The 12570-nt window shown below is 44.1% G+C and carries 8 protein-coding genes; 5 read left to right on the top strand and 3 right to left on the bottom strand.

Features of this window, described 5'->3' with window-relative positions; translation table 11 throughout:
* Positions 1-10: 10 nt before the first annotated feature.
* Positions 11-961, bottom strand: coding sequence for a hypothetical protein (locus A8C56_RS08820; protein WP_067754660.1), 951 nt, complete (start codon positions 959-961; stop codon positions 11-13).
* 504 nt (positions 962-1465) lie between these two features.
* Positions 1466-2983, bottom strand: a complete 1518-nt coding sequence (locus tag A8C56_RS08815) for a serine/threonine protein kinase (protein ID WP_067754658.1) — start codon at positions 2981-2983, stop codon at positions 1466-1468.
* A 396-nt stretch (positions 2984-3379) separates the two neighbouring features.
* Between A8C56_RS08815 and A8C56_RS08810 the strand changes: the two genes are divergently transcribed.
* The gene (locus A8C56_RS08810; RefSeq protein ID WP_067754656.1) at positions 3380-4228 is read left to right on the top strand and encodes a fructosamine kinase family protein; all 849 of its coding nucleotides are present in this window, start codon (positions 3380-3382) and stop codon (positions 4226-4228) included.
* Positions 4229-4259: 31 nt separating this feature from the next.
* Here the strand turns inward: A8C56_RS08810 and A8C56_RS08805 are convergent, their stop codons facing one another.
* The gene (locus A8C56_RS08805) at positions 4260-4541 is read right to left on the bottom strand and encodes a hypothetical protein (RefSeq protein ID WP_067754653.1); all 282 of its coding nucleotides are present in this window, start codon (positions 4539-4541) and stop codon (positions 4260-4262) included.
* 348 nt (positions 4542-4889) lie between these two features.
* Here A8C56_RS08805 and A8C56_RS08800 point away from each other — a divergent pair, with 348 nt between their 5' ends.
* The 4 genes from A8C56_RS08800 (at position 4890) to A8C56_RS08785 (ending at position 12178) form a co-directional block, all read left to right on the top strand.
* Complete coding sequence (locus A8C56_RS08800; protein ID WP_067754650.1) at positions 4890-6146, top strand: YdcF family protein; 1257 nt, start codon at positions 4890-4892, stop codon at positions 6144-6146.
* Positions 6147-6175: 29 nt separating this feature from the next.
* A complete protein-coding gene (locus tag A8C56_RS08795; protein ID WP_067754648.1) occupies positions 6176-7051 on the top strand; it encodes a hypothetical protein in 876 nt (291 codons plus the stop codon).
* Between the two features lie 169 nt (positions 7052-7220).
* Positions 7221-10610, top strand: coding sequence for a SusC/RagA family TonB-linked outer membrane protein (locus A8C56_RS08790; RefSeq protein WP_067754645.1), 3390 nt, complete (start codon positions 7221-7223; stop codon positions 10608-10610).
* Positions 10611-10639: 29 nt separating this feature from the next.
* Positions 10640-12178: a RagB/SusD family nutrient uptake outer membrane protein gene (locus tag A8C56_RS08785; RefSeq protein WP_067761794.1), complete on the top strand. Its 1539-nt coding sequence runs from the start codon at positions 10640-10642 to the stop codon at positions 12176-12178.
* Positions 12179-12570: the final 392 nt, after the last annotated feature.

Here is a 12570-nt window from a genome sequence, read left to right as displayed (position 1 = left end):
AAAGTGAACATTAAACAAGCGCTTTAAAATCCAGCTGAAAAATACCGCATACAATACTGGATTCACTTTTTAGCGGGTGCCATACGGGGTTTTCTCCAACACGGCTCAGCTCCAGCCTTTGCTCATTTACAAATGCATCCGCAAACAGGGCAATATAAAAAGCACGGGCCGCATCATCATACCGGATCATTATATGCTCCTTTTGCAGGCTGCCGCTTGGCTCATTGATGCATAACAAAGTAGCCGTGCTTGTCATTCCATCAATTGCCTTCGTGATCTTTAGGTGCTTTTCCCGCATCGGAAAACTGTAACGTTGTTTATTCAATACAAACTGGATGGTGGCCAGCTTATCAACCGGCGTACTGCTACCGGCCCCGGAAGGCAGGTGCTGCGCTGTTGCAAGACCTTCCAGAAACTCCTTATTAAATTTCACCCTGAAATGTCCTTTGGACAAAATATCAATATTTGCGAATGTTGTAGGATTCAGGTCATATTTTGAATATTTTGAATGTTTGCTGCTTACAGAAACTTTAATATGTTCAGAAGATAGTTCTGACCAGGATTTCTCTGATGTTGGGGTGCTGATGACCTGGATGGTTCCCGGTTCTATTTCACGGTTATCCACGCCACGCTCCGAGGGGCAGTATTGAAAATCCCAGTAGTTGCCAATGGGCTCATAACGCGGGTACTGCGTTTTGCGCTGATTAATATAATCATAAAATTCATCCAGTATCCCCTCTGTAATGCCCGCCAGGCGGAGCTCTGCATGTTTGTAATCTTCGGGGCGCATTAAGATCAGGTAACTGCAGTCATACATCATACGCTTATTAAATGATTCCCGCTCCACTGTTTCCTTAAAGGAAACCAGTACCTGGTCTACCAGTGCCTGGTTCGTGAGGCGCACTTCCTCCTGCTCTTCCTCATCGTCCGGCAACAGCCATTTTTTTAATTTGTCAAACATAAAAAATCATTTAAGATCTTATTAAAAGTATTTTAAGTGCAGCGTCAGAGGATGACTAAAAGTACTGTCCGCCTGAACCTGACAAAGGGTAATCTTTACAATCGAATCATGCTTCTACAAGCTGTTAATGACAAGTGCTGTATTATTATGATAAGCAACAATATACAGTACGTCATTTGGACCGTAGCGAAGCGGAGCGGAGAAATCTCGGTGACAGATGAGATCCCTCCACGCATCCCCTTTCAGCGGGTTTGGTCGGGATGACGATTGGATAAATTGTCATTTTAATGAGCATAAAAGCAATGTTTTTATGGTTGCCTCAGCATGACAATCATTTTCGTCATCCAAATGTTCGGATCTAAAAGAACTAACACTACGTTTTATCTGCGCTCAACCGTACAACCAGAGCGTTTTAAACAGCTATAGCATTCGCCGGGCTGTGCCTCAATCGCCTGCGGTAATTTTAAATATCCCTGTCCTGTTGTAACATATATTTTCATCTGTCTACAGCTTTTCAATTCTTCTTTCCACGATGCGCACGATCTTCAGTTCTTTGTCGAACACGATTGACACATCTATATTATAGGGGATCCAGTCATCTTCCTCCTTCTGCTTTATTTTATATAACATATTAAAATCAACATATGTATTGCCATTAGGATTATGCGTAAATACATAAGAAGAACTGGCAATATCTGCATCTGTAAAACGCCATTTGCCATGATACTGGGCGCATTCTTTCTGGATGCTGGTCAGGGGCTCGCTGCTTTTATTATAATACTGGTCTACGGTATCACGGAAAAAACGCGACAAGCTTCCGCAATCCTGCCGGGTACGGTAATAATCATTGATCCGGATCTTTATATCGTTTTCCAGCTTTCCCAGGTCTTCACTGGTTACCACCTGTGTGCTTGTTACCGTATCAGACCTGGCTTCCACTGTATCTGCCGGGGCAGGGGGCGGCGGCAGCTCATTTTTCTTTGGCCTTGGTTTTGTAACCGTTTTTTCTTTGTTGGGTTGTTTTGCTGCTGTTTTATGGGTATCCAGCATTGCCATAAAACGATCTTTATTCAGGGCAAAAAGTACCAGGGCTGCTACAATAAAAAATACCAGGAAGATGTATCCCAAATGGTTTGAGCCCGTTCTTTGCAGCGGAGGTGCTGCTACAGAAGAATCTATATTCCCGACAGGCTCCTTTGACGAAACAGGGGTAAACAGGATGGTTTCATCTGCTATGGGCATACCGGCATCTATCCTGCGCAGCTCCTTCCGGTCTTCCGGATTCTTTGCTAAATAAAGCGGCAATAAACTGCGCCAGGGCTCCGGAAGTGATGAAGTGTCCAGATGATTCCGGACAATATTTTCCTGGATCTCAAAATCAGAGATCTTTGATGCATCATAAGGGGGCTTACCGGAAACCAGGTGATAAAAAGTAACGGCCAGGGAATAGCTATCGGTTTTATACGACAGGTTTTTGACATCATATACCTGTTCCGGGCTCATATACATTAAAGTGCCCATTCGGGAACCTGTTTGCGTTACCGTAACATTATCGCGCAGCTTTGCAATGCCAAAATCCAGGATCTTTATCTGTCCTTCTTCGGTCAGAAAAAGATTGGAAGGTTTTATATCCCGGTGAATAATATTTTTCCGGTGCGTGTACTGAAGGGCATCTACCAGGCTGTTCCACCAACCGGTTAACTGCTGTGCAGTGAACCACTCTCCTTCTTTCATACGATGCGAAAGATCTTTGCCTTCCAGGTATTCCATGATCATGCAGGGGCAACCATCCACCGTGGAATAATCATATACGTTGCGGATATGCGGATGATTTAACTGAACCATCAGCCGGGCTTCATTTTCAAAACGATGCACCACCTCCGGCATCTGGCAGAACCGTTGCTGCAATACTTTTACAGCTGCCGGTTTTTGCAGATAATTTTCTGCATACCAGATAGCTGCCATACCACCCTCGCCCAACTGGTACTTTAGTTTATAACCGTTAATGGTTGTATTCTCCATTGCCTTACTTTCTTAATCTTCTTCCTGTTTGCCTGATGATCTACGTCCCGTATTTCTGCTCTTTCAAACTTACTCCAAATATCTGTAACTGCCATACCCTGCCTTTATGCTTAATACATTGTTTTCCACAATGTAACCTGCAAAATAACCGTCCTTCCTGTCCGGACCTCTTAAAATTGGGATAAAACCGGTAAATGAAGGGATTAAAACGGTAAATGGCCTCAGTGTGCAGTATGTATTTTTATTTTAACTGTAATTGATCATCAATAATGTGATTAAGAAGGCCACGAATGCACAGATGAGTATTTATTCAGGAATTCGTGGCTATCCTCTATATTTTTATACGTCCTGTAAACGGGTTCCTGTTGCTTTCGTATTTATAGGTAACTTGCCTTTATGAGCCTCTCTTCTGTTTTGAATAGCATTGGGCTACCCCACGCCGGCTATGAATCCGTAGCAGGTGGCGATATTAACCAGGCATACCGCATCTGCTCCGGGGAAACTATTTATTTTCTGAAAATCAATAAGGCCGCTCCTTACAGCGGGCTCTTCAGAAAGGAAGCCATCGGGTTGCAGGAACTGAGCGCCAACAGTGATTTTGTGGTTCCGCAGCCTTTAAAATGGGGCAAGACGGAAAATGTGCAATACCTTTTACTGGAATGGATCCGGCAGGAACCGCCTCAAAACAACTCCTGGTACCTGTTGGGAAAATTGCTGGCAGCAATGCACCGGAAAGAACAGCCGTATTTTGGATTTAGAGAAGATAATTACCTGGGCACCTGGCAGCAGGTGAATACACCTGTGAGCACCTGGAGCCGGTTTTATGCTGATTTCCGGATCCTGCCACTGGTGAAAAAATTGTATGATGATCAGAAGCTTAACAAAATGGACAGTATCCGGGCAGAAAAATTCTGCAAAGCGCTGGCCGCTCTTTTCCCGGAAGAAAAACCTTCTTTATTGCATGGAGACCTGTGGAACGGCAACCTGCTGTTTACCTCACCGGGAATGCCCTGTGTTTTTGATCCGGCAGTATATTACGGGCACCGGGAAATGGATATTGGCATGACACTTTTATTCGGTGGGTTTAACGAACAGTTTTACCAGTCGTACCAGCAATATTACCCTTTACAGCCGGGGTGGCAGCAGCGCTTAAATTTTACACAGCTGTACCCGCTGCTATTGCATGCACATCTTTTCGGAGGACATTATATACATACTTGCCGCAGGATACTCGCTTTATTTTAATAACCCCGGCAGCAGTATACCGGAGTAAAAGTTATTCCTCCTCATTGTCTTCCTCCAGGTTATTATGCTCACCGCCGCCAAGGCTGTAATAATTATTCTCCTCGTCTTCGGCGCCTATCCGTTCATCGTCATCATCCAGTTCTGATCCCGGAATATCCAGCCCTTCACTTAGCGGAGATTCATCCGGTTTTCTTTTAAAAGGTTGTTTTTTAGCCCTTGCATAAATATCATCCTTTGCGGGATATACAGGATCTCCAAAGATCTTTTTCTCTTCGGAGGCTTTCCCTCCTGTTTTTGTTTTTTGCTTTTTCATTTCGCTCCATTTTTATATTTGCGCATTATCTGCAAACAACTGTAGGGCAATGCTATTGCCTCAGCCATTTTGGGACCTGTTGTTCCTGCTTTAAAGTTATTAATAAACCTAAGCACGTATCATTAACAATAAAAAAGCGCATGTTTATGATAAATTTTGGATCACCACATCTAAATATATAAATCATGCTTTCAGACCATAAAATTATAGCTCTTTATTGTCATATATGTGCTCCGCTGCAACAAAAAAGGCCCTTTAAAAACAACTTCATTGCAAGGATTTGATAATGATCTATTAACAGATTGTTAACAGTAATCGTTCACCTTTGCTGCCAGAAAACAAATCAGCATGAAGATTTTTTTTACCTGCGTTTCATTTCTCGTTTTATCTTTTCACCTGTATAGCCAACACAACGATCCAGATCCCCACTACCAGCCATTAAACGGCGACAATTATGTGCAATCCAAAAATTATTACTTCCTCACACTTTTGCAATATGATAAAGAGGCGAGGATATTGGTGGAAAAGGATCCGGCGCTCAGTTCCCTGGCAAAACAAAAACAAGCCAATCTAAAAAGCGCGCTTGATTCTTATAACAATAAAGCTGCAATTATTACCGCAAAAATGAAGTTCACCAATGAGGAGATTGCACTTGTAGGGGAACGGTTGCGCACCTTGTACAAAGAAGAGAATGCATTGGGCAGGCTGGTACGCCGGCACCTGATTCCTTCCGGCGCTTATATCCGCTTTGTTAATTCCAGGCCACAGGATTTACTGGCAAAGGCATGGGAACAGGATGCAAAAGGGATCAACTTTGCTATCGGTGTATATGGCGAAGGTGAAAAGCCGAATTATCCCAATATCGACTCCATTAGTTTCGATGCTCATGGAAAGCAACTTGCTTCCCTGATGTACACGGCTGCTTATGGAATTAATGCTGAACTGCAGGAAAATTCATTATTCTTTCTTCTCTCGCTTTATAGTGCGCTCCGTTTGCTGGAAATAAATGACCGCTGGCAGGCTGCTGATTTTGAACCCATGGCGGAAACTGTGAACAAGGCCGCTGCTGAAAAAATAAAGACAGTTAACTGGAACAAATATCCCTACACGCTCATTCTGATTCCCGGTGCCGGTCCTGATGAGTATGGTGTTAAAATAAGCGCTGAAGCCAGGTTGCGGCTACGGCTGGGTGCTTTGCAATATCAAAAGGGCATGGCTCCTTTTATTGTTGTGTCCGGGGGAAAAATACATCCCTATAAAACAAAATATTGTGAAGCCCTGGAAATGAAAAAGTTCCTGGTAGAAACCCTGCATATTCCGGAATCAGCTGTGATCATGGAGCCTCATGCGAGGCACACTACTACGAATATGCGCAACACGGTACGACTGATCTTCCATTATGGGATGCCGATGAACAGACCCTGTATCACTGCTACTTCACGGTATCAAAGCGCTGCAATTGAAAAGACCCTTGCTGCCAGATGCTTACAGGAACTTGATGAAGTGCCTTATAAAAACGGCAAACGGCTTTCAGAGACAGAAGTAGAATTCTACCCACTGACAGATGCTCTTCATATCGATCCGATGGAGCCTGTGGATCCATAATGCTTTTTATCCTTCACTAATATTAAGTTATGAGAATTTTGATTGTATTGATCATCACTCTGTTCGCCATTGTTTTTCCGCACCGGGAAAATATAAACATGCGGATCACTTCATCGCTGACCGTTGATTCGCTTGGGGCATGCCAGGGTGCTGCCTATGATAAGAGACGGCTTTTTCTTTACGGAGACAGGGAAACAGGTATTATCCGTGAATACAGGCTCCACCAGGACTCTGTGGAATATCTACACAAAGAGTATCGGCTCACAATCAATGGAGAAGATTTGATCAATCATCCCACTGGTATTGCGATGCAGGAGAATTACCCTGTGTTCATTGGTAATAGTATCCGGCTGAATAAAGAAGGCACATTGTGGAAAGCGGTCATCTATAACGTGAACTGGGAGGGCTTGCTTAAGACAGGTAACCTCGACAGAAACCTTCTGAACACCATTGAAGATGATGCCTGTATTCAGGGAACAAGACCTGAGTATGTTCAATATAAGAACAAATGGTACGTGGCAACTGCCGATTATGGCAATCAGCGAAACGAAGTAAGATTATATGATCCCAAACGCCTGCAACAGGCTAAAAGAACTTCTGAAAAAGGGGTGCTGGTGAAGCAATTCACCTGTTCTCCCTGGGTGCAAAATCTTCACTGGATGCCTGAAAAAGGTGTATTGCTGCTCATCCGGAATCAGGTGGAAGGCAGGAAGTGGCGATTCTCCTTTGTTGATCTGGAACAATCAATTACAGCCGGTAAGGAGCAGGTACTGAAGGTGATTGATATCGACCGGGAAGATGAACTGGAAGGATTCAGCTTTCTCGGCAATACCAGCAAAGGCGTTGCTGTAAGTTCTTCGCGGCGCAATAACGTTAACCTTATGGATATTACCTGGCAGCACTAATGTTTGCCAGCGACAGCATGTGGGGTGAATTTTCCTGCTGTTCCGAAGCTTCGGAAGCACGGACAAACGCAGATGAGCATACTGCTGCGGAAGGTTTTCACGCGCTGTTTTATGACCGATAGAGTACCACCTTTTTATTAGCGTAATTAAACAACTGAAAATAAGAATCATGAAAAAAAAGAAAAAGGAACATAAAGCAGCTGGAGCCAAAAGCGCAGTATTCCCGCGCTTCATCCATTTCTTTATGTTAATGGGTTTGCTAAGCGGGTTACCCGTACAGGCACAAACCCTGCAGGTAACCGGTACCGTTACCAATGAAGAGAACGAACCCTTGATCGGAGTAAATGTATCTGTAAAAGGTGCGCAAGCAACCACCACCGATTCTTTAGGGCATTACTCGATACCAGTGCCTAAAGGAAGCCTGATCAGTTTCTCACATACAGGCTATGGCTCGCTCGAAAAAGAGCCGGCAGGAAGCGTGCTTGATGTGCAGCTGCAGAGTTCCTCCACTATGATGGAAGAAGTACAGGTAGGTTATACACGCTTACGCAAAAGTGATCTTACCGGCGCTGTATCAAGTGTAAAAGCCAGTGAATTAAATTTAAGCTCCCCTACTGTCAGCCAGGCGCTTGTTGGTAAAGTAGCGGGCGTACAGGTATCTCAGGTAAGTGGCGCTCCCAATTCAGGTACCAAGATCCGTGTAAGAGGGGTGGGCTCTATTAATGCAAGCTCTGAGCCTTTGTACGTGATCGATGGTTACCCGATGGGAGGCAATATCAGCTCCGGACCGGGCAACAGTGGTAACAGTGCAAGCGGCTATAACCCCAATACTTCTAACAACGATATCTTTATTAACCCGGAAGATATTGAATCTATAGAAATATTAAAAGACGCAGCCTCTGCTGCCATCTATGGATCAAGAGCTGCTGCAGGCGTGGTTCTGATCACTACCAAACGCGGTAAGGAAGGAAAAGGAAAATTTGAATACGATTATCAGGTTGGCATTAACCAGCTTGAACATAAAGTAAAGCTGCTTGATGCAGACGGTTTTGCAAGATTATTTGTAGACGGCCGTAACCTTGCATACAGGGATATCCTGGTTGCCAAAGGTATTCAATGGAATGACGCCTTTTATTCTGATGATAATGCAACACGCGTGGCCAAAGCCGGCGCTTCCAATGCTGCTTCTGTTACAATGATTAATTCCCTGTATGATTTTGCAAATCAAAAAGCGCTCAAGTCACCTGTAAATACAGACTGGCAGGACGAATTGTACCGGAATGCACTGAACCAAAGACATAATATTTCGTTCTCCGGCGGAAATAAGAGCGTCCGCTATATGCTGAGTGCAGGCTATCAGAACCAGGATGGAATCATTATTTCCACTAACATGCAAAAGATAAACCTGAGGGCAAATATTGATGCTGACATCTCCAAAAAGTTTAAAGTAGGTACCAATATATTTGTTACCAACACCAACAGCAAAGAAGTAGAGGAAGGCAGGTTTGACCATGGAGCCATTCTTGCAGCGCTGGTATATATGCCCATCTTCCCGGTATATAACGATGATGGAAGCCTTGCACTTGGTCTGCCTTCGCAACCCATAGACGGGTACACGCATTCTTTCCAGGGTATCGAGAACCCGGTAGCGCTTGCCACCAAAATTAAAATAACACGTAAGGGTACCCGTGGTACTTATGGAATGTATGGGCAGTATGAGATCTTGCCGGATTTAAATGCCAAAATAAACCTTAACGCTCAGACCTACACTGAGAAATATGATTACTACTACCCTACCGATCTGAGTAGTGGCGCTAATCCGCCCAATTCTGCTCAGGCAATAGCGGCAGCCAACGCTACTGCAGAATTCCTGGACACTAAGGATGTATTAGGCGAGTTTACATTGAACTATAAAAGGCAATTCAGCAAGCACAGCTTCGATGTACTGGCCGGCTCTTCGGCGCAGCAAGGCACACAGGATATTGTAGCTGTTAATGCCAAAGGTTTTTCCAATAACTACATACCGGAGATCACTGCAAAAGGCGCTGAGGCGGCCAATTTTACGTTGATAGCACCAACAGGTAAATCAACGACTACCATGTTGTCCTATTTTTCCCGTGTGATCTACAACTACGACAGAAGATATTTTTTAATGGCTTCTTACCGCAGAGATGCGTCTTCCCGTTTCGGGTCTGAAAACCGTTGGGGACAATTTCCATCGGTGTCGGCCGGATGGGCACTTTCCAATGAAGATTTCTATCATGACTGGTTAGGTGAAGGTTCTTCTTTAAAATTAAGGGCAAGCTGGGGGTTGACCGGTAATAACAATATAGGTAACTACAATTATGAACAGGCAGTTTCAAGCGCTGGTGGTGCTGTAATAGGCGGGACCGTTTACAACAGTATTGCTGTAAGTAATATCGCCGATCCTAAATTAGGATGGGAGTCTACTTCCAGCTTCAATTTCGGGTTGGATGCGGCATTGCTGAAAAGCAGGCTTTTCGTTATCCTTAATTATTATCTGAGTAAATCCTATGACCTGCTGTATAATCAAAGTATTTCTGCATTGTCCGGATTCACAACCATTATGACCAATCTTCCTAATTCCAATATCCGGAACAAAGGATTTGACTTACAGATGGATGCAAGGATCATTCAGAAAAGAGATTTCAACCTGGGTTTCAGTGGCAATATTACTGCCAACAGAAACAAAGTGGTCAGCCTTGGCAGTGCAAGTGAACTGTATGCACAAGGCGCTGAAAGGCCTTATAATACGCACGTAACACGTGTGGGCGCTCCTGTAGGTATGTTCTACGGTCTTACTGTTGCGGGAATGGTAAGGGAAAAGGATATGCCGGGAATCAATGCAGACAGGCAGGTTTACCTGGCTAATGGCAACAAGTTTCCCGCCGGTTATAAACTGGCAGGTGTTCCGATTTCTACTTACTCCAGCACGCCTTTAGGCCCGGGAGATCTGTATTTTGTGGATAAGAACGGCGATGGTGTTATCAATGATAATGATAAAGATATTATTGGTACTCCTTATCCTGATTTTACTTACGGATTTAATGTAAGTGCTAACTATAAACGTATTGACTTCAGCGCTTCTTTCAACGGCTCTCAGGGGAACCAGGTTCTTGACGGCCAGGATTACTATATCCGCAACTTTGAAGGATCCGGTAACAACTATGCTGTTACAGACAACAGGTACCGCAGCGAAGCAGAGCCCGGCGATGGACATGAATACAGGGCTTCACGCGGTGGTACGCAAAGCAACAGTACCCGTTTGTCCACCTTCTACCTGCAGGACGGCTCTTTCTTCAGGTGCACCAACATTTCACTGGGATATACGTTCAATACGGCAGGTGCCCTGAAAAGAGCAGGGATCAGTGGTTTGAGATGGTATGTGGGCGTGGATAATGCATTCACTATTACCAAATACCTCGGTTACAATCCTGAAGTGGATTATAATGACGGACAGAATTACAGGTCGGGTGTTGATTATGGTAAATACCCGCTGGTACGTGCCTATAATACCGGTATCAAAGTCCAGTTCTAATCATGTTAACAACTTTTAAAAAAATAATTATGCAAAAAATAATTTATTATACTATAGCAGCTCTTGTGATCGCTGGCGGTCTGTCAGGCTGTAAAAAAGGCTTCCTGGATCAGCATAATCCCAATTCGGTGGCTGTAGACAAGGCATTCCAGTCGGAAGCCGATATTACCAATGGCGTATATGGCGTTTATCAGGCATTAAGAAGTTCAAATTGTATTGGCGAAGGCGCCAATACCTGGACAGATGACCGTTCTGACGACATCAACACTACAGACAATCAGTCAAACAATGGTGAGCCCTTTCAGTTTACCGCATTCAATCTCGGCGCAGGCAATATATACCTCCAGAACCACTGGACTGCATTATATGTGCCTATTTCAAGAGCCAACCAGATTCTTTCCGTAATCGATAATATAACATTTGCCAGCGGGGCCACGAAAGCGCAGTATATCGGCGAGCTGAAATTTGTACGTGCATTGATGTACTTTAATCTTGTAAGCGAATTTGGCGGTGTTCCTTTGGTAACCGAAAAACAAAAGCTCACATCCAAAGAGGAGGTAGATGCATTGACAATAAGGGAGTCGCCGGAGAATGTGTACAACCAGATCATCGCTGATCTGAAAGATGCATTGAACAGCGGTCTGCCGGAAGTGCAGCCTGCTGCCGGAAAAGGAAGGGCATCCCTTCAGGCGATTAATGGTTTATTGGGACAGGTATACCTGCGTAAGGGAGCTACACTTGGCGGCAGCGATGCGGCTGCTGATTTTAACAATGCCAAAAAATACCTGCTGGACTGTTACAATCAGAAAACCTTTGATGCACTGCAGGACATTCCCTACACAGATGTATTTGATGTGAATAAAAAAACAACCTGTCCGGAAATCATCTTCCAGATTCCTTACATACAGGGAGATCAGAATTATAGCTCAGGTAAAGCGCGTGGCTACCAGGTAAAGGGGGAAAAGCTCATTTCTCAATACGTTACAACCTCTATTTCCGGCGGGGAAATGACGCCTGACCTGGTGAAAGAATTTGAAACAGGTGATCTTAGAACAGACTATTCTATCAAATACGTTCCTGCGAATCTGGGATATTATATTACCAAATTCCGCGATGCAAGCGATGCGGCAGGCGCATTAGGTTACGGCGGTAATGACTGGATCATTTTGCGCTATGCCGATATCATTCTGAACCTGGCAGAAGTATCGCTGTATCTGAATGATGAACCCGGCGCTATCCGGTATCTGGATATGGTGCGTGCAAGAGCCAGCCGGCCACTTTACGCTACGATGAAAGGTGATGCAATTTATGCGGCCCGCTACCCCAGCCTTAAACTGGCGATCCTTCATGAAAGGCGGGTAGAACTCGCATTTGAGCACCATCGCTGGCATGATCTTACCCGTTTCTTTAATCCTGGAGAACTGGTAACCTACTTCAAAGCCAAGAGCCAGTCAGATTATGGCAACTCCCCCCTTTCTAATATAACTACAAAAGACTGGTATTTTCCTGTTCCATTAAATGAAGTGAAAATAAACCCCGAAAAAATGCCGCAAAACCCGGGCTATTAAGTGTTACGAATGAATGATGCTTTATACGTAGTTCTCTGAGCATATTATTGGTGTCATGTAAACAATAAAATGTAGAGCAATATTTCCCACTGAATATGCAGATCGGCACAGATTATTTTTTCTCTGCGTTCGTTAGCGATGGCTGCGGGAGATCCCAAATGAGATCTTCAGGATGACCCGTAAGAAGGATTGTCTTGGCCTCATCCGAACTTTCGGATGATTTTGTTTTTAAAAATAAAAAACCTTACACGACATTAGCCGGAATCCAGGAAAGCTTCCTTTTGACATGCTTCCGAAAGCAGCTTTCCAAATTAAATTAAAGCATTGGGTTAAAATTGAATTTTATTTCCAAAACAAACGTTCATATTTGATAGTATCTAAATAATTCCCGG

It is taken from the genome of Niabella ginsenosidivorans (assembly GCF_001654455.1).
GTDB classification, from domain to species: Bacteria; Bacteroidota; Bacteroidia; order Chitinophagales; family Chitinophagaceae; genus Niabella; species Niabella ginsenosidivorans.
This window is presented reverse-complemented; position numbering and strand designations above follow the sequence as displayed.